Below are 16,541 nucleotides of genomic sequence, written 5' to 3' on the forward strand. Positions count from 1 at the left end.
CTGTTATAATGATAAAGAATACAACTTCGAATTGTTGTAGTAGTTATATTGTTACCTATGTGTGCATTCATATGAGTAACAAAATTTGTGATGCATGTAGGAGGATGGATAATGGAAAGTAAAATTGAGGTATTATCAACAGTTAAAATTCAACATTCACCTGAGCTTTATAAAATTGTTGATAATTTAAACAGAACATTAAAAACGAAGGATTTAATGTTCGGACTAGCATTAGATGAAAAAGATCAAAATCAAGCTATATTTACAATATATCGAACCTGATGATGTGAACATTATGAAAAAATTGTTGTTTTTTATTTTTTTAGCATTTGTTGTTGTAGTGTGGCAAGCGGTGAGCTTATATTTAGCGGCATTAGAGCCCAAGACTGCCCAAGAGGAAGTAGCCATCGATACTGCAAAAGTAGAAGCTGGTTTACAGACGATAAATGAAGTACATTCATATTATGGGAAAGTTGCCTATCAAGTAATCTTAGGAATTACAGCTGAAAATGAAAAAGTTGTTGTCTGGATTCCTGAAGATGAAGGTGAAATTGTTATAAAAAAACAAAACGAAGGTATATCAAAAGAACAAGTTATTACTGATTTAAAGGCTGAACGCAATCCGAAGGAAATAAGATCCGTAAAGCTAGGGATTGAAAAAAATATTCCTCTTTGGGAGGTCATATACATTAACGAAAATGATCGATTAACATATTACTATAGTGATTTTGAAACAGGAGAGCTATTAAAAAGAACAACGCCATAAAAATCTAGGGGGAAATAGAATGAACTTAGCTAAGAGAGTTTCCGCACTTGCACCATCAACCACGCTTGAAATTACTGCAAAGGCAAAAGCACTTAAAGATGCTGGATTTGATGTAATAGGCTTAGGCGCTGGAGAACCTGACTTTAATACTCCACAACATATAATTGAAGCTTCCATCCAAGCAATGAATGAGGGACATACGAAATACACTCCTACTGGTGGATTACCAGGTTTAAAAAATGCGATTATCAAAAAATTAAAGCAAGATCAAGATCTTACCTATAACCCAAATGAAATAATCGTTTGTTCTGGTGCAAAACATGCCCTTTATACATTGTTCCAAGTCATTCTAGATGAGGGTGATGAAGTCATTATTCCAACCCCATACTGGGTAAGCTATCCAGAACAAGTTAAGTTAGCAGGTGGTACACCTATTTATATCGAAGGCTTTGAAAAGAATGAATTCAAAATAACACCTGAGCAAATAGAAGGAGTTATTACTGAACGTACAAAAGCTATCATTATAAACTCGCCAAGTAACCCAACAGGAATGATTTATTCTAAGGAAGAGCTTAAAGCACTAGGTGATGTATGTTTACAAAAGAATATTTTAATTGTATCAGACGAAATATACGAAAAACTAACATATGGAGAGTATAAGCATTACTCCATTGCCGAACTTTCAACAGAATTAAAGGAAAAAACAATTGTTATTAATGGGGTTTCTAAATCACACTCGATGACAGGATGGCGTATTGGGTATGCAGCTGGAAATAAGGATATCATTAGTGCGATGACAAACCTAGCAAGTCACAGCACATCAAACCCTACTTCTATTGCTCAGTACGGGACGATTGCCGCATATGAAGGGACACAAGAGCCAGTAGAAGTAATGAGAAAAGCATTTGAAGAGCGATTAAATATAATCTATAAAAAATTAATTGAACTGCCTGGATTTTCTTGCATAAAACCACAAGGTGCATTCTACTTGTTTCCAAATGCAAAACAAGCGGCTTTACAAGCTGGATATAATACTGTTGATGATTTAGTCACAGCTCTGTTAGAGGAGGAAAAAGTTGCAATTATACCGGGATCTGGTTTTGGGGCTCCTGATTATGTTCGACTATCTTATGCAACTTCTTTAGATTCGCTGGAAAAAGCAATTGAACGAATTAACCAATTTATGATTAGAAAGTCTGAATAGAACCTTGTTTCTAAACATACCAGGCATTCGTGGTTAGTACTGAATGCCTCATGAATCTGTTGTTTATTCATTTGTTTGCACAAACGATATATCGAATTGTATAATAAGTAAGATGCAAGCTGCTTTATTTAGATAAATTACATAAAATTAAATATTTACCGAGGTTTTTGGAGGGAAATTCAGTGAAAACAACTATATCAGAAGTAAATAAATATGTTGGACAAGTAGTAACGATTGGCGCTTGGTTAGCAAATAAAAGGTCAAGCGGAAAAATTGCATTCTTACAATTACGAGATGGTACTGGATTCATCCAAGGAGTTGTTGTTAAAGCTGAAGTGGAAGAGGAAGTTTTTCAGCTCGCAAAGTCAATCACACAAGAATCATCTCTGTATGTAACAGGAGTGGTTCAAGAGGATGAGCGTTCACCATTTGGATTTGAATTATCTGTAACAAACGTAGAGGTAATTCATGAGTCTGTTAACTACCCAATCACACCGAAAGAGCATGGTACAGAGTTTTTGATGGATCACCGTCATTTATGGCTTAGATCAAAAAGACAGCATGCGGTTATGAAAATTCGTAATGAAATTATTCGTGCAACATATGAATTCTTCAATGACAATGGATTTTCGAAAGTAGACCCACCTATTTTGACGGGAAGTGCGCCTGAAGGTACAACAGAGCTATTTGCGACGAAGTATTTTGATGAAGATGCATATCTTTCACAAAGTGGACAATTATATATGGAAGCTGCTGCAATGGCATTAGGAAAAGTATTCTCGTTCGGGCCTACTTTCCGTGCTGAAAAGTCAAAAACTCGTCGCCATTTAATTGAATTTTGGATGATTGAACCAGAAATGGCATTTCATGATTTCGAGGATAACTTAGTTGTACAAGAAAATTATGTTTCATATATTATCCAAGCTGTCTTAAAAAATTGTAATTTAGAGCTAACGACATTAGGTCGTGACACTTCAAAATTAGAAAAGATAAAAGCACCATTCCCACGTATTTCGTATGATGATGCCATTAAATTCTTGCATGAAAATGGCTTTAATGATATCCAGTGGGGCGATGATTTTGGAGCACCTCATGAGACTGCAATTGCAGAAAGTTATGATATGCCTGTGTTTATTACGCACTACCCAACTAAAATTAAGCCTTTCTATATGCAGCCTGCAAAGGACCGATCAGATGTTGTCCTGTGTGCAGATATGATAGCTCCTGAAGGCTATGGGGAAATCATTGGTGGATCAGAACGTATTCATGATTTTGAGTTATTAAAAGCACGATTAGAAGAACATGGATTAACAAGTGATGCCTACAAATGGTATCTTGAGTTGCGCCAATATGGATCTGTTCCACACTCAGGGTTTGGATTAGGTCTTGAAAGAACAGTAGCATGGTTAAGTGGTGTAGAACATGTACGTGAATCGATTCCATTCCCACGCCTACTAAATCGTCTATATCCTTAAACTTATTATGAAAAACCCTCAAAAGATGAGGGTTTTTTCTTACTCGTTCGAGATTCGTTAAAGCATATGCAATTTTATGACTCCAAATATTTCATTCTTATCTCAAACATACCTTCATGTTATACTAGAAAAAGAGGTGTATTGAATGAACAATAATGATAAGTTTATTGAGTGGTTCCAACAAGGAAGTATAGCAATTCCAAAGCTGTTATTGATGAATTATAAAGAATTAGACCTTAATGAAGAAGAATTTATGGTTGTACTACAAGTACTGATGTTTATTGATAGTGGTAATTCATTTCCAACTCCAACAGAACTCTCTAGCAATATGACCCTTTCAAATACGAGGTGTACTGAAATTCTGAGGCATCTACTTCAAAAAGGCTATTTAGCGATAGAAGAAGATTATCATGAGAAAGCATTAATAGTTGAAAAATATTCGTTAAAGCCACTTTGGGAAAAACTATTCCAATATTTGATGTCGGAGACAATCGAGCAAGAAAAAATCGAATCTCTTAATGAAGAAATGAGTTTATATACTGTGTTTGAGCAAGAGTTTGGACGACCTTTATCCCCATTTGAATGTGAATCTTTATCAATGTGGATTGATCAAGATCACCATGATCCTATCATAATTAAGGCTGCATTAAGAGAGGCCGTTATGTCAGGAAAGCTAAATTTTCGTTATATTGATCGAATTTTATTTGAATGGAAAAAGAATGGGATAAAGACAATTGAACAGGCACAATCACATTCAAAAAAATTTCGACAACATCAGCAAAAACAAAAACAAGGGGAACAGAATTCTACAAATGAATATCAACGCACAATCCCTTTTTATAATTGGTTAGAAAACTAAGAAAGAGAGAAATTTGCTTCTCTCTTTTCTTATTGTTTAGGAATTTATAAAATTGTAAGGTTGTGTATAACTTCGTGTCTCTGTCTATCTACGTCTAGCTCCAGGCGCCATCGGCTCGAGGTCATAAGCCATTTCCTTTAAGAAGGAAAAACCACCTTCTTAAAGGAACCGTCTTATGCTTGTCGCCGATAAGCGGGCGCCCTGCGCTTTTGTTCTGTATTGATGATTCTAGTCAAAGTGCAACTACGCCTCTGTCTTCGCCCTTCAGGCTCGACACTCGGCGAGTTTTCTTTACAAAAAAATAAAACAGGAGAGGTAGCTCTAATGTTAACAAAAATACAAATTAGACATTGTTTAGATACGATGGGCGAAATGTTTCCAGATGCACATTGTGAATTAACACATAGTAATCCGTTTGAATTAGTAATTGCTGTCTCATTATCAGCACAATGTACTGATGTACTTGTAAACAAAGTAACAAAGTCGTTATTTGAAAAGTACAAGACCCCAGAAGATTACCTAGCTGTAACAGTAGAAGAATTACAACAAGACATCCGTTCCATTGGACTTTTTAGAAATAAAGCAAAAAACATAATGAAATTATGTCAGATGTTAATTGATGATTATGGTGGCATATTACCACAAGATCGTGATGAATTAACAAAACTACCTGGTGTTGGTAGAAAAACAGCTAATGTAGTCGTTTCAGTGGCCTTCGGCATACCTGCAATTGCTGTAGATACACATGTAGAAAGAGTGAGTAAGCGACTAGCGATTTGTCGCCTTAAAGATTCTGTCCTTGAAGTTGAAAAAACACTTATGCGTAAAGTACCAGAAGAGGAATGGGCTGTTACACATCATAGACTGATATTCTTCGGGAGATATCATTGTAAGGCACAGGCTCCACAATGTGAAAGTTGTCCATTATTAGATGTATGTAGAGAAGGAAAGAAACGAATGAAAGGCAAAAGCGGGGTTGGTAAAAGTGAGTAAAAGGATGGTTAAACTGCCTATACTTTTTCAAGATCCATTATTTTATCCTAATCAAGACATTGAATTAATTATTTCAAATACTATTTCACTTGAAGATGTACTTTGTCAACATTATTTTTTATATGATATAGCTGTATATTCGCGTATGAAAGGCTTCTATGAGCCTTGGAAGCATAGTGAACAATCCATTCCACTATTATTGAAAAGCTGGGAAGGAAAAAAAGAAGAACTTAAAATGATATTTGGGGATCGAGATAGAAGAATGGCTAAGGAGCCCATGATTCGTTCCATTTCTTATTTTATATGTTTTTTATTTTGGGGAAATCAACTATCCGTTCCCTATTTGAAGAATATAAATCAAGCAATAGTACAATTAAAGTGTAAACCTATAAACATAGAAGAACGCCTAGCATTCATCTATAGTAAGCCAGACTATTATCAGTCTTTTATACAACTATCACAGCTATTTGAAGAATTTGAAAAGCAATACTATAAATTACTTATTTTAAAAAGAACAAAAATTTAAAAAAAAGAAAAATGGCTTGGATTCAATGATCCAAGCCATTTAGTATTTTAAAAAGGTAAGAAAGTATAAAAGTTTGTACCTAGTTTTAGTGTCTAGCTCCTGGCGCGCCTAGGTTTTAGCCTATCTTCTATTCTTCATCATTTTCTCGTCCAGGTGGTATAACGATTCCAGGGTCAGTGATTCCTGGATCATTGTCTTCACTGTTACCATCATCGTCACCGTTAGTAGGATCATCCTCATTTTCATTCTCATCTTGATCTTCGTCTTCATCAGGAATTATATCTAATTCATCCTCAAGCATTGAAGGGATTTCTATATCGATTGTTGCAGGTTCACTTCTGTTTTCAGGGTTCTCATCACTTATCGCAGAAATGGAGTACATATATTTCGCTTCTGGAATTGGATTAGGGATCACAAGTATCATTTCTTTTTGTGATGATATCACTTTAAATGCACCTTCATCTATTGATTCACTTATTTCAAATGAAACCCCTTCACGTTCTTCCTCAGGATATGACCATGTCAATGTCAACTCGTCTAAGGTTTGGTCGTAATTCACATTAGGAAGGGTAGGGGATAAGAGCTCTTTGTATCTATCAGATACTTCAGTGGGTTCGGTACCCCTTACAAAATACTCATAGATAATTTTATCCTCTGGAGTATATTCACTTGCTAATTTAGCAGGATTAGACCCATTTTCGACTCCAACCTCTACGACGCTATTTGGAACAGGGAAATCTTGTGTATCTTTACCTTCTGAAACAGTAGTTATAATAGTTTTAAATAACTGCTTAGCAATCTGTTGTTCTTCCCTCGTTTTCATCCATTCAGTATTATCCCGGTAACCAGTCCATACTGCTGCAGTATAGTTGGGGGTGTAACCAACAAACCAGGCATCAGGAACTGCTCCTGAAGGGATATCGTATTTATCCAAAGTATCCTTATCAAAGTTAGTTGTTCCAGTTTTACCTGCAATATGAAGTCCACTTACATTGTATCCTGATGCAGTTCCTCCAGGAAGCATCACGGATTTTAACATGTCTGTTATCATAAATGCAGTTGACTCCTCCATAACCGACTCAGGTTTTGGAGACAAGGTGACTTCTGTATCATCAGGATAGATAATCTTTTTTATAGCATGCGGCTTTATAAAGATACCTTTATTACCAAAAGCACTGTATGCACCTGCCATTTGTAAAGGTGAAATGCCTTCAGATATACCACCTATTGAATAGGGTTCATAAATTTGTTCTTCAAGAGGAATTCCCAGGCTAACAGCAAAGTCACGAGCCTGAGGTAGTCCCACAGCTTGAATAGCCTTAAGTGCTGGTATATTTCTTGACTTTGCAAGGGCAGTACGAATCGACATTTGCCCTAAATGTTTACCATCCCAGTTTTTAATAGGAGTCCCGTTTGCATACGTATAGGGTTCATCATCAATTTGATGATAAGTAGACCATTTCAAGTATTCTATAGCAGGCCCATAGTCTAGAATAGGCTTAATTGTCGATCCTGGTTGATTTAATGGATCTAAGGCAAAGTTGATACGCGATGTTTCGGATTGATTTCTGCCACCTCCAAGAGCTCTTATTTCACCTGTAGTCGTATCTAATAATGCTATTCCGGCTTGAAAATCTTCATTAGGGTAGTTAATTGTATCATTTGAAGCTAAAAGTTGGTCAATTTGTGCTTGTGCACTTGGGTCAAATGTAGTGTAAATTTCTAAACCAGCTGAATAAACATCAATGTCTCCAAGTTCTTTAATTTCTAACTTGACTTGATCTAAAAATGTGTCAATCGGTACTGATTCGGGTTTAGAGTCGACAATTGAGTCTTGAACAGGTATTTCTTTTGCCATATTTGCTTCTTCAGTTGAAATAAATCCGTGCTGATCCATTAGAGATAATACGGTATTTCTTCTTTTTTCAGCAGCTTCTGGATAATTAAATGGATTATAGTTGTTGGGGCTCTGTGGTATACCAGCTAGAAGAGCTGCTTCATGCAACTCGAGTTCACTTAACTCTTTACCAAAGTATGTTTCAGCCGCTTTTGCTACCCCATGTGTTCTGCCACCAAACAATATTTTATTTAAATAGATTTCAAGTATTTCTTCTTTAGAATATTTGCTTTCAAGTTGAAAAGATAGCCATAACTCTTGTGCTTTTCTTTTTAATGTTTTTTCAGGTGTTAAAAAATAATTTTTGACAACCTGTTGAGTAATCGTACTAGCTCCCTGAGAACCAAACCCATCAGTTATATTTGCTAGCACAGCACCACCAAAACGAATAATGTCGATACCGTTGTGCTCATAGAAACGTACATCCTCAGTAGCTATAAAAGCATTGCGAACAAGCTCAGGAATTTCGTTGTACGATACATAAGTTCTCTTCTCGATTCCTAGCTCAGCAATAAGATCACCATTCATATCGTATACCTTCGATGACAATGGATCCTTAAGTAATGACGAATCAAGTGGTGGTGCATCCTTTGCTAATACAAAAAAGGTTGTAGCACCGGTAATCATCGCTATAATTCCGATAACTAACATCGTTAAAATAAATTTTTTGAAAAATCCTGATACTTGCATCTGTGACTTTTTTTTTCCCTTTGCGTTTCCTTTCTTTCGCTGTTCACGGGTTTTATATTTTTCAGACATAAAATTCACTGCCTCTCAAAAAGATGTAAATTACTTATATAGTATAAGATAATAACTCTTATAATAAGACGAATACAAATGAATAAAGTTCCATTCTTAGCCTTAGAAATAAATACGCTCTATAATTTTTATATAATCAAGCCTTGGATTATATCCCATAGGAATAGTATGGCCAAAAGTTTCGACTTCCTTTTTAGAAATGGATTTACGACCGCCTTGTTGCTGTCTGTCCCAAAATGTTAACAGGTGTATCGCTTCAAGTAAATAGACTTCATCTAGAGACGAAAAACGTAGAATAACAAAACAGATCCCTTGTTGTTGCACCACATCTCTCATATGTTCAATCTGGTGGTTATGAAAGTTTTGTAGTGGTAGTGCGGTTTTATTTCTTGTTTCTTTTGCTTCAAAGTCAATGTAACGGCCTTTATATATACCATTATAATCTGTAGTTGAAGCCTGTTTAAAGTAGGCTTCTTTAATAACTGCTGCACTTCTTTTTGGGAAATCAACATTAACTATCTGGACTGGCGTAGGTTTTTTATGTATAACCGCTTGTTTGTATGTTAAATAATACTTATTAGTTTCATTTAAATCTTCCTCCAAAGTCATACCACGATTACTGTATATCTGTTGTTTCAAATTTGGAGTATCAGTGATTTTCTTTGACTGATACAATTTACCATTTGGATAACGAAAAGTCATCAATAATACCCTCCTATAAAAATCGTAGGTTCCCCCTAGGGTTGTACACTCTTAAAAATTAAAATATTTATTTTTTCTTATCCTTTAAAAAACCTAATATCTACTATATCAGAAAATCATTGAAAATAGTTGTATTATTTGGATCAGGACAATTAGCCTATGTCTTGTATTCAATAGTCAAACTTGAAGATAAAAGTAATTCTTTAAGTGCATTTATTTTACTTTTTGCTTATATAGCGATAAATGGGGAAAAGCTATTTTTATGAGGTGAATAGCATCGATATGATTATCACTAAACAGATCGTGGATAAGTATTTAAATAGAAGAAAAACACATAATACAACGACAAAGCATGAGCTCAATCTAATTAGACATATAAAGCAGGAAACGATGAGTAGAAATCTTGACAATGTATCAAGAACACGTAGTTATGGTGAGTTTTATGAAAGAAATAAGGAGATTCGTTGGTCTTTTTTAGCGAGTATGGTATCAAGAAATGCTGGCTGGAATATGACCGATTTAGAGGGAGCTTGGTTTCCGCAAGTATTGGATAAAGAAACCCGGAAAACATTATTTATGAACTATGAAAAGGCAAATTGGCTCATTTTTAATGATGCTTACCCACAGCTATTGTTATATGAATTTTCTAAAAAGCTAAGGGCACCGTTATTTTATCTGTTGAAGGAGTTTGCTGTTTCATTATTTATGGAAATACAGTGGGAAAGGTTTTGGGAACTAGGAAATGGGGACTTGCTCATTATATCGCAAATTATAAATGAGCAGAATGTTATACAAAAGCCCGTTATTGAGCATCCAATCTACAAGAAAAAGGTGTTCTCATCATTTGTATTTCGAGTGCAGGATTGGTTTCATTTTAGCTCGGTGCTCTTTCCAACTTTAAGTGGAGAACTGTACGGCTTTTCAGTACATGATTTCAGAAAAGTTACTTCCAGAATTGAATTAGGGAAGAGGCTTGCTTGGCTACTCTTTCATAAGGAATATTACAACCTATTTTATCGTTTTTCAAATAAGACAGAGCATACCGGTTCACGTTACGATTACGAACAATATTTCACAACTAAAAAACTAAGAGACACTCCTTATTTAAGAACGACATTTCCGTTGATAGATCACCGAGTTTCTAAGCAAAATGAATGGTTTCACCAGGGTATTAACTTTGTAAAATGGTTTGGCCCCATCTACCAACAGCAAAACTTTGAGCTAACAAATTGGTATAGGAAAAAACAACGGCAGCTACAATTGGGAATAAGCATTGAGAAACTCTTAAAAAATGAGCAAGGATAACCCTTGCTCATAGCTAGTAGGTAAGAAAGTGATGTTTTTGAACATTGTTTTGGCGGTCAAGCCCCGGGCGCCTGCGCTTTTCTTATGGTTTAGAAAACCCCTGGCTATGCCGGGGGTTCTAGAGAGCTTATAGCGTGGTATTTAAAAAAAACCTCGCTTCATGGTAGGATAAAGTAGGTTTCCCGACCACTTTATCTCACCGTAGAAGGAGGCATGCCCTGTGAAGGACATGAATAGTTTAGCACACACAACATGGAATTGTAAGTATCACATAGTTTTTGCCCCAAAGTACAGAAGACAAATAATTTATGGGAAATATAAACAAAGCATTGGGAAAATAATAAGAGATTTATGTGAACACAAAGGTGTAGTTATCCATGAAGCAAATGCCTGTCCGGATCACATCCATATGTAAGTTAGTATTCCACCCAAGTTAAGTGTATCTCAATTCATGGGTTACTTACAAGGAAAAAGTAGTCTCATGATATTTGACCGACATGCCAATTTGAAGTATAGATACGGGAACAGAAAGTTCTGGTGTCGGGGATTCTATGTTGATACAGTGGGCAGAAATAAGAAACAAATACAAGAATACATTAGGAATCAGCTGAAAGAAGATTACATGGGTGACCAGTTAACATTATTCGAAGAATATGACCCATTTACAGGAGAGAAAAATAAGAAGAAATAAAGAAATTCTTTAGAATTAGTGAGTGAATGTGGTGCAGACGGGAAACCTTCTCAGCGGGCCTCTTAGGCCTAGGCCGGTAAGAGAGGCTTTCAGCCGCAGAGCAAACCACCAGTTCACACTGGTGGTTTTGATTATTCTGCTGGGCGGTTTGGTCCTTCTAGTTTCTTATTCCCGTATCCAGGTGCAGTTTCTTCATTTGGTTTAACTTGCTGTCTTTTTTTATTTTCTTTTTTAGCCATTATTAACACCTCCTAAATTGTAGTGTTAACAACAAACAGTATTTCATTCTTTACTTTAAAAGGTGTAATTATTTAAAGTATAAAAGTTTGTACCTAGTTATAGTGTCTAGCTCCGGGCGCGCCTTGAGCTTTTCTTGATTGAAGAGCTCCGTTTTGTAAAAAAACAGGAAGTTTTGTATAAAAAACTGTTGTCGAAATTAAAAGAAAGTCATTTTCTTTGCCGAAACATAACTAGTTTTGTCACGTGTGAAGGTTGTTTCAAAAATGTATAGAATTACTTGAATATCAAGAGCTTAAAGGGAGGTACTTAGATGAATACTCTAACGGCAAAAAATGATATTTTAAATGAATTTGATGGTTTATTTCAGCAATTAGATTTACTTGAAGAACAGCTAACCAAAGAGGTAAAAATGTTTACGGAAGATCATTATAGTACAAAGATGTCTGAGCTGCATAGCATAAATGGAACATTAACTAGCATTGATGAATGTATTTGTAGTTATAATGTAGAGAAGTGTCCTTCTATTTTAGAAAAAACAAAAAGAAAGTTAAATCGTCCCTACACATATAAATTAGGGTATTAATTCATTCTTTTCTCTTATAGGTATTATCTGTTATGATAATATAATGAGGTGAATTAGGATGTCAAAGTATAAGGAATTATATGACTTAAGTATATATCTGTTGGAATGTAATGATAAATCTCTTAGGCAATTAGAAAGTATTAAAAATGAAGAAGGGTATGAACCTGACTTTTTTCATGCTGTAAAACCATTTGCTGATAAAGTTCATGAAGCACTTAAAGAATGGAAAAAACTTTCATTAGAATGGATTAAGGAACAGCATCCGAAATATATATATCAAATGCAAATAGATACTGCATATGAGAACATTGAATTAGTCACAGTCCAGTCATTTTATCAAGATACTAGAATTAAGAAGTTTAAAGATATGCACCAATCGATACAATATCTCCTTCAAAGCATAATAGAACAAATTAATGAAAGAAACGGTGCCCAGTTATAATACTTGGCACCATTTATTTTTTAAAGGTCTTTGTCGACTTTAATTGTAACAGGCCGTGCTCCTTCGCTTGCAACAGGTTCAATCCCATATTCAACTTTCTGATTATGCTTTGAATGAACATTATCTCCATGTATCGGTATTTTAGGCTCATGTCCTTTTTGTTTATGATCGAAATGTTTTCCGCGACCCATGATATCAAACCTCCAATAAAAATCTGACTTTCATTTATTACTATCTCTATAAAATTTCACACTATGAGAGCTTTTTATTACCAATAAGGTAGACAAAAAAAGAGAGGTGAACTTCCCTCTCTCTACATTTCAACATATTCATCTGTGTAATCCGGTTTTTTTGCTCCACTGATTTCTAGTTCACGTACAATATTACGGTATTCTACAATCGTTATTTCGTTTTTTACATAGGTCTGGCGAACATAATCTAACAACTCATTTACATCAAGTGGCTCATACTTTCTATTCGTAATAAATTTATTGCGAAGTTCGTTTAGCATATTATAAATCCCCCTTGATATTGATGATCTGTAAAAAGAATAACATGGCCAGGCCGTTTTATTTGATTTTTTAAATATTGAAACTTCCGACAATTTACGTCAACATCTGTCGAACGGTGACGTGAAAAAATAAAAAATTAACATTTTACTTACAACATCATAAAATAGGGTAACTGTATTTTTAGAGGAGGTAAAAACATGTTTTCATCTAGAAAAAGTATGCGGAGGTCTGGTATTCCACCAAGCCAAAATTATTATCAACAGCCTTCTTATGATCAGTATCCACAAGCATTTGGATCATACTATCAGAATCAAAATCAGAATATGCAAATGCCCTATCAACAACCATATAATCAAAACGTACCATATCCAACACCATATTCATCACCATACCCAACACCATATTCAGCATCGTACCCAACACCGTATCCCACTCAACAGCAGCAACCATTTCCGCAACAGTCTCCATCGGGTGTTCAGTCCATAATGGGGCAATTTAAGAATAAGGATGGAACATATAATGTCGATAAAATGATGAATACGGCAGGTCAAATGATGGGTGCAGTAAACCAAATCGGTTCAATGGTTTCAGGTCTGTCAAAAACGTTTAAAATATAATTGCAAAAAATAGATAAATTGATTATTATCCCTATGCTTTTCCGTAAGCCTCTTGAATAGTATGGAAAAGGAGGGAAAAAAACATGTTAGAAGGTATCTTTAGTCAAATTGCAATTCATCCTCAGCTAGTTTTGGTGGTACCAGCATTACTAATATTAGGTTATGCCTTAAAAAACACGCCCAAAGTACAAGACTGGATGATAATTTGGATACTATTACTACTTGGAATAATGGCGAGTATTCTAAAACTAGGTTTCACAGTGAATGGAATTGCAAATGGAATGATTGCCGCTGGTGCTGCAATAACTACACATCAAGCGATTAAGCAGTCCTTCAGATCTCATAGAAAAAAAAAGCGTTGATCAAAGCTATCACATATGTTGTGGTAGCTTTACGATTGTCTCAATTCATTTTACAAAATTTGAGTGAAAATTTATATTGCAACTTTTAAAATTCAGGAGTAAACTCCATCTATAAACTTTTCGGGAATCGAATAATATAAAAGGAAGATGAAACATGGTTTACACACCTGAGAACATAAAGGGCAATGAAAAGTTAAGTATTTTAAATGGTGCTGCGTCAATAGTAACGAATAGTTTTGTAACTGGATTTTTACCTTTATTCGCAATAGGGGTTCTTGGAGCAACGAATCAACAAATAGGTTTACTTAGTTCTTTACCATCCTTAATGAGTATGATAGCAATGATTCCAGGTGCGATTTGGATAAATAAGCTGGAAACTAAAAAGAAGTTTACAGGCTTAACCATTCTTTGTGCACGCTTTTTCCTATTATTAATGCTATTTATTCCGTTCATTTCTTTTGTTAATCAAGCATGGATTCTGGTTATATTAATTGCGTTAATGAATTTACCTAATGCAATTGCAACACTATCCTGGCAATCATTTATTGGTGACTTGATTCCTGATCAGAGAAGAGGAGCTTTTTTTAGTGAAAGAAGCCGTATACTAACTTTCGTAGGCATGATTGTAACGATATGTACGGGAGTAATTTTGAATAATTTTGATAAAACAAATGCATTTCCTTACCAGATTTTATTTTTACTGGGGTTTTTATTTGGGGTTATTGAAGTTTATTTTTTAATGAAACATTTTGAAATAAAGCGAGAGATAGAAAAAGCGAAAGTAAAGTATTCTTTTAAAAATACAATAAAAAAAGTAATAAACCACAAACCATACTTCTGGTTTCTACTCTGTGCAGTTCTATTTAATTTTGGTTGGCAAATGGCATGGCCGTTATTTACGATTTATCAAATCAATGATGCACATGCTTCAGCAATTTGGATTAGCTTATTTACAGTTGTAAATCAAATTTCTCAAATGCTCAGCTATAAATGGTGGGGGAGATATGCTGACAAGCATGGGAACTCTGCCATGCTATTTATAGCGGGAATAGGTATGGCAACTGCTCCTTTTTTAACAATTTTATCAACGAATCTTATCTATTTGACCATAATTAATTTATATTCGGGAATATTTGTGGCGGGGACTGTTATGCTCCTGTTTAATCAATTATTACATGTCTCGCCAGAAAAGTACCGTACATCATTTTTAGCGACATATAATATTGTTTTAGGTGCAGTAGGTTTCATTGCACCTCAAATCGGTGTTTTCCTTCTTGAAATATTTACCATATCAATTGCGATGTCAATTTCTTCAGTTATTCGCTTAGTAGGGGGAATTTCGTTTCTCCTAATTGTCATATATGTTGAAAGAACAATCAATAAGAAGCCACTAAAGCAGTTTCCGATGCAAGGTTAGAAATAGGCATTCACAGCGTGGTGAATGCCTATTTACTATTTTTTAGTTTCGATGTACTTCCTAGCCATTAAGGCCTTCACTTCATTATAAGAAAGGCCTGAATTTGCATTTAATCTCTTTACTTCTTCAACGTTTGTATTCGAATATACTTTTGAACCCAACTGTTGGCTTTTCAACATTAATCACCTCAAAACAATAATTCATATACCTCATTAAGTTCTTTAACTCGCTTGAAATCTTGTTCTTCCATTGCATAATTAATTTCATCTGGAAGGACTTTATTTAGAAATTCAATTTCTTCCTCATCCAATACCCTTACGAAGGCACCTTCACTTTCAAATGGTTTCTGCATAAGCTTTTCATATATTCTTTTAGGGACCTTTTGCTCATCGGAATAATTAGATATGGATTCACGTAAATAGGCCAATGTCTGTTCCAATTATATCACCTTATTTTCCTTCAAAATAGTTAGTTAGATCTTCGTTATTTATTTGCATTTATATGGTACGGATTTTCTTTTTTAGGGTTCTTTTGGATCCAGGTTTGTTTTTATGACTAGAAAGGGTTCACTTGTTGGGTTAGCAATAAATCGATCTTCTAATTGCTTCATGTCGGGCATATCATTGTTGCCAATTGGTTTATCCTTCATTAAAAGCACCTCCTAAAAGTAGGTTGCTTTTTAATCGTTGAAAGTATGTATTTTTACTAAAACAGCCTTCATTAAAGATAAAAAGAGCGCAGATTAAATTCTAATTAGTTCGGTTATGAAGTAGAAAACTCAATTTAACAAGTTAAATAACCAGCCAATTCACACAATTTTTTTTTTTTTTTTTTTTTTTTTTTTTTTTTTTTTTTTTTTTTTTTTTTTTTTTGACAACTCAAAACGCATAGAAAACGCAGAGGTTTTAACATTAAACCGTTCCGTTTTGAGGTACATAACGGAAAATTGACACTAGAAATGGCATACGAATCGACGTATGCCATTTTCCTTGTGCGCCCTGCATGGGTGAATACTCGGTGGTGAAAGTCCACTACAGGCTTGGCAGTAGGAACTGTTAGCGAATGACAAGGTGGCTATCGTGAGGTAGTGGCTGAAGGAAGTCGGACGCAAACTCCTGAACTGACGAACAGAAACTAGATATAAGGCTGAATTAGGTCGGATAAGGTTGCAAGACAAACTGAAGTCCAATA

At 35.0% G+C, this 16,541-nt stretch carries 20 protein-coding genes and 1 pseudogene; 14 read left to right on the forward strand and 7 right to left on the reverse strand.

Features of this window, described 5'->3' with window-relative positions; translation table 11 throughout:
- The first annotated feature begins 111 nt into the window (after nucleotides 1-111).
- The 7 genes from PY093_RS05965 to PY093_RS05995 all read left to right on the forward strand — a co-directional run bounded on the left by PY093_RS05965 (nucleotide 112) and on the right by PY093_RS05995 (nucleotide 5,823).
- Nucleotides 112-282: a YpmA family protein gene (locus PY093_RS05965; protein ID WP_275644962.1), complete on the forward strand. Its 171-nt coding sequence runs from the start codon at nucleotides 112-114 to the stop codon at nucleotides 280-282.
- Between the two features lie 13 nt (nucleotides 283-295).
- Entirely contained in the window at nucleotides 296-766 is a 471-nt protein-coding gene (locus tag PY093_RS05970; protein WP_275644963.1) for a cell wall elongation regulator TseB-like domain-containing protein, read from the forward strand.
- 19 nt (nucleotides 767-785) lie between these two features.
- Entirely contained in the window at nucleotides 786-1,970 is a 1,185-nt protein-coding gene (locus tag PY093_RS05975) for a pyridoxal phosphate-dependent aminotransferase (protein WP_275644964.1), read from the forward strand.
- Nucleotides 1,971-2,152: 182 nt separating this feature from the next.
- Nucleotides 2,153-3,445 carry an asparagine--tRNA ligase gene (gene asnS / locus PY093_RS05980; RefSeq protein WP_275644965.1) on the forward strand — a complete coding sequence of 431 codons (1,293 nt, stop codon included), beginning with the start codon at nucleotides 2,153-2,155 and terminating at the stop codon, nucleotides 3,443-3,445.
- Nucleotides 3,446-3,590: 145 nt separating this feature from the next.
- Complete coding sequence (locus PY093_RS05985; RefSeq protein WP_275644966.1) at nucleotides 3,591-4,304, forward strand: DnaD domain-containing protein; 714 nt, start codon at nucleotides 3,591-3,593, stop codon at nucleotides 4,302-4,304.
- A 324-nt stretch (nucleotides 4,305-4,628) separates the two neighbouring features.
- Nucleotides 4,629-5,297 (forward strand): endonuclease III, encoded by a 669-nt coding sequence (gene nth, locus PY093_RS05990; protein ID WP_275644967.1) that lies wholly within the window; start codon nucleotides 4,629-4,631, stop codon nucleotides 5,295-5,297.
- On the forward strand, nucleotides 5,290-5,823 hold the full coding sequence (locus PY093_RS05995) for a YpoC family protein (RefSeq protein ID WP_275644968.1): 534 nt from the start codon (nucleotides 5,290-5,292) through the stop codon (nucleotides 5,821-5,823). The genes nth and PY093_RS05995 overlap by 8 nt, the downstream gene beginning before the upstream one ends.
- Nucleotides 5,824-5,950: 127 nt before the next feature.
- Here PY093_RS05995 and PY093_RS06000 read toward each other — a convergent pair whose 3' ends face one another.
- Both PY093_RS06000 and recU read right to left on the reverse strand, forming a co-directional pair.
- Nucleotides 5,951-8,479 (reverse strand): transglycosylase domain-containing protein, encoded by a 2,529-nt coding sequence (locus tag PY093_RS06000; RefSeq protein ID WP_275644969.1) that lies wholly within the window; start codon nucleotides 8,477-8,479, stop codon nucleotides 5,951-5,953.
- A 102-nt stretch (nucleotides 8,480-8,581) separates the two neighbouring features.
- Entirely contained in the window at nucleotides 8,582-9,181 is a 600-nt protein-coding gene (recU, locus tag PY093_RS06005) for a Holliday junction resolvase RecU (RefSeq protein WP_275644970.1), read from the reverse strand.
- Between the two features lie 282 nt (nucleotides 9,182-9,463).
- Between recU and PY093_RS06010 the strand changes: the two genes are divergently transcribed.
- The 4 genes and pseudogenes from PY093_RS06010 (at nucleotide 9,464) to PY093_RS06025 (ending at nucleotide 12,442) form a co-directional block, all read left to right on the forward strand.
- Complete coding sequence (locus PY093_RS06010; RefSeq protein ID WP_275644971.1) at nucleotides 9,464-10,486, forward strand: DUF2515 domain-containing protein; 1,023 nt, start codon at nucleotides 9,464-9,466, stop codon at nucleotides 10,484-10,486.
- A 229-nt stretch (nucleotides 10,487-10,715) separates the two neighbouring features.
- A pseudogene (gene tnpA, locus PY093_RS06015) lies at nucleotides 10,716-11,177 on the forward strand (IS200/IS605 family transposase).
- 550 nt (nucleotides 11,178-11,727) lie between these two features.
- Nucleotides 11,728-12,000 carry a hypothetical protein gene (locus PY093_RS06020; protein ID WP_275644972.1) on the forward strand — a complete coding sequence of 91 codons (273 nt, stop codon included), beginning with the start codon at nucleotides 11,728-11,730 and terminating at the stop codon, nucleotides 11,998-12,000.
- Between the two features lie 58 nt (nucleotides 12,001-12,058).
- On the forward strand, nucleotides 12,059-12,442 hold the full coding sequence (locus PY093_RS06025; protein WP_275644973.1) for a YppE family protein: 384 nt from the start codon (nucleotides 12,059-12,061) through the stop codon (nucleotides 12,440-12,442).
- Between the two features lie 20 nt (nucleotides 12,443-12,462).
- Here the strand turns inward: PY093_RS06025 and PY093_RS06030 are convergent, their stop codons facing one another.
- Both PY093_RS06030 and yppF read right to left on the reverse strand, forming a co-directional pair.
- Nucleotides 12,463-12,633 (reverse strand): hypothetical protein, encoded by a 171-nt coding sequence (locus PY093_RS06030; RefSeq protein WP_275644974.1) that lies wholly within the window; start codon nucleotides 12,631-12,633, stop codon nucleotides 12,463-12,465.
- Between the two features lie 122 nt (nucleotides 12,634-12,755).
- Nucleotides 12,756-12,953 carry a YppF family protein gene (gene yppF / locus PY093_RS06035; RefSeq protein ID WP_275644975.1) on the reverse strand — a complete coding sequence of 66 codons (198 nt, stop codon included), beginning with the start codon at nucleotides 12,951-12,953 and terminating at the stop codon, nucleotides 12,756-12,758.
- Between the two features lie 198 nt (nucleotides 12,954-13,151).
- Between yppF and PY093_RS06040 the strand changes: the two genes are divergently transcribed.
- From PY093_RS06040 to PY093_RS06050, 3 genes are all read left to right on the forward strand, one after another.
- Nucleotides 13,152-13,571 (forward strand): YppG family protein, encoded by a 420-nt coding sequence (locus PY093_RS06040; protein WP_275644976.1) that lies wholly within the window; start codon nucleotides 13,152-13,154, stop codon nucleotides 13,569-13,571.
- An 83-nt stretch (nucleotides 13,572-13,654) separates the two neighbouring features.
- The gene (locus PY093_RS06045; RefSeq protein ID WP_275644977.1) at nucleotides 13,655-13,933 is read left to right on the forward strand and encodes a phage holin family protein; all 279 of its coding nucleotides are present in this window, start codon (nucleotides 13,655-13,657) and stop codon (nucleotides 13,931-13,933) included.
- A gap of 154 nt (nucleotides 13,934-14,087) precedes the next feature.
- Entirely contained in the window at nucleotides 14,088-15,350 is a 1,263-nt protein-coding gene (locus PY093_RS06050; protein WP_275644978.1) for an MFS transporter, read from the forward strand.
- A gap of 35 nt (nucleotides 15,351-15,385) precedes the next feature.
- Here PY093_RS06050 and PY093_RS06055 read toward each other — a convergent pair whose 3' ends face one another.
- The 3 genes from PY093_RS06055 to PY093_RS06065 all read right to left on the reverse strand — a co-directional run bounded on the left by PY093_RS06055 (nucleotide 15,386) and on the right by PY093_RS06065 (nucleotide 15,999).
- Nucleotides 15,386-15,529: a hypothetical protein gene (locus PY093_RS06055; protein ID WP_275644979.1), complete on the reverse strand. Its 144-nt coding sequence runs from the start codon at nucleotides 15,527-15,529 to the stop codon at nucleotides 15,386-15,388.
- A gap of 8 nt (nucleotides 15,530-15,537) precedes the next feature.
- Nucleotides 15,538-15,789 carry a sigma-G-dependent sporulation-specific acid-soluble spore protein CsgA gene (locus tag PY093_RS06060; RefSeq protein ID WP_275644980.1) on the reverse strand — a complete coding sequence of 84 codons (252 nt, stop codon included), beginning with the start codon at nucleotides 15,787-15,789 and terminating at the stop codon, nucleotides 15,538-15,540.
- An 81-nt stretch (nucleotides 15,790-15,870) separates the two neighbouring features.
- A complete protein-coding gene (locus tag PY093_RS06065; protein ID WP_275644990.1) occupies nucleotides 15,871-15,999 on the reverse strand; it encodes a hypothetical protein in 129 nt (42 codons plus the stop codon).
- Nucleotides 16,000-16,541: the final 542 nt, after the last annotated feature.

Origin of the sequence: Cytobacillus sp. S13-E01 (assembly GCF_029193815.1) — a bacterium.
Taxonomy (GTDB): Bacteria; Bacillota; Bacilli; order Bacillales; family Bacillaceae_L; genus Bacillus_BV.

What these genes read in the sequence shown, in the direction of transcription:
- PY093_RS05975 (WP_275644964.1), top strand. Translation starts at nt 786, where the DNA reads ATGAACTTAGCTAAGAGAGTTTCCGCACTTGCACCATCAACCACGCTT.
- PY093_RS06050 (WP_275644978.1), top strand. Translation starts at nt 14,088, where the DNA reads ATGGTTTACACACCTGAGAACATAAAGGGCAATGAAAAGTTAAGTATT.
- PY093_RS06065 (WP_275644990.1), bottom strand. Translation starts at nt 15,999, where the DNA reads ATGAAGGATAAACCAATTGGCAACAATGATATGCCCGACATGAAGCAA.
- PY093_RS06040 (WP_275644976.1), top strand. Translation starts at nt 13,152, where the DNA reads ATGTTTTCATCTAGAAAAAGTATGCGGAGGTCTGGTATTCCACCAAGC.
- PY093_RS06020 (WP_275644972.1), top strand. Translation starts at nt 11,728, where the DNA reads ATGAATACTCTAACGGCAAAAAATGATATTTTAAATGAATTTGATGGT.
- PY093_RS05970 (WP_275644963.1), top strand. Translation starts at nt 296, where the DNA reads ATGAAAAAATTGTTGTTTTTTATTTTTTTAGCATTTGTTGTTGTAGTG.
- PY093_RS05965 (WP_275644962.1), top strand. Translation starts at nt 112, where the DNA reads ATGGAAAGTAAAATTGAGGTATTATCAACAGTTAAAATTCAACATTCA.
- PY093_RS06010 (WP_275644971.1), top strand. Translation starts at nt 9,464, where the DNA reads ATGATTATCACTAAACAGATCGTGGATAAGTATTTAAATAGAAGAAAA.
- PY093_RS06045 (WP_275644977.1), top strand. Translation starts at nt 13,655, where the DNA reads ATGTTAGAAGGTATCTTTAGTCAAATTGCAATTCATCCTCAGCTAGTT.
- yppF (WP_275644975.1), bottom strand. Translation starts at nt 12,953, where the DNA reads ATGCTAAACGAACTTCGCAATAAATTTATTACGAATAGAAAGTATGAG.
- PY093_RS06000 (WP_275644969.1), bottom strand. Translation starts at nt 8,479, where the DNA reads ATGTCTGAAAAATATAAAACCCGTGAACAGCGAAAGAAAGGAAACGCA.
- PY093_RS06030 (WP_275644974.1), bottom strand. Translation starts at nt 12,633, where the DNA reads ATGGGTCGCGGAAAACATTTCGATCATAAACAAAAAGGACATGAGCCT.
- recU (WP_275644970.1), bottom strand. Translation starts at nt 9,181, where the DNA reads ATGACTTTTCGTTATCCAAATGGTAAATTGTATCAGTCAAAGAAAATC.
- PY093_RS06055 (WP_275644979.1), bottom strand. Translation starts at nt 15,529, where the DNA reads ATGTTGAAAAGCCAACAGTTGGGTTCAAAAGTATATTCGAATACAAAC.
- PY093_RS06025 (WP_275644973.1), top strand. Translation starts at nt 12,059, where the DNA reads ATGTCAAAGTATAAGGAATTATATGACTTAAGTATATATCTGTTGGAA.
- nth (WP_275644967.1), top strand. Translation starts at nt 4,629, where the DNA reads ATGTTAACAAAAATACAAATTAGACATTGTTTAGATACGATGGGCGAA.
- PY093_RS05985 (WP_275644966.1), top strand. Translation starts at nt 3,591, where the DNA reads ATGAACAATAATGATAAGTTTATTGAGTGGTTCCAACAAGGAAGTATA.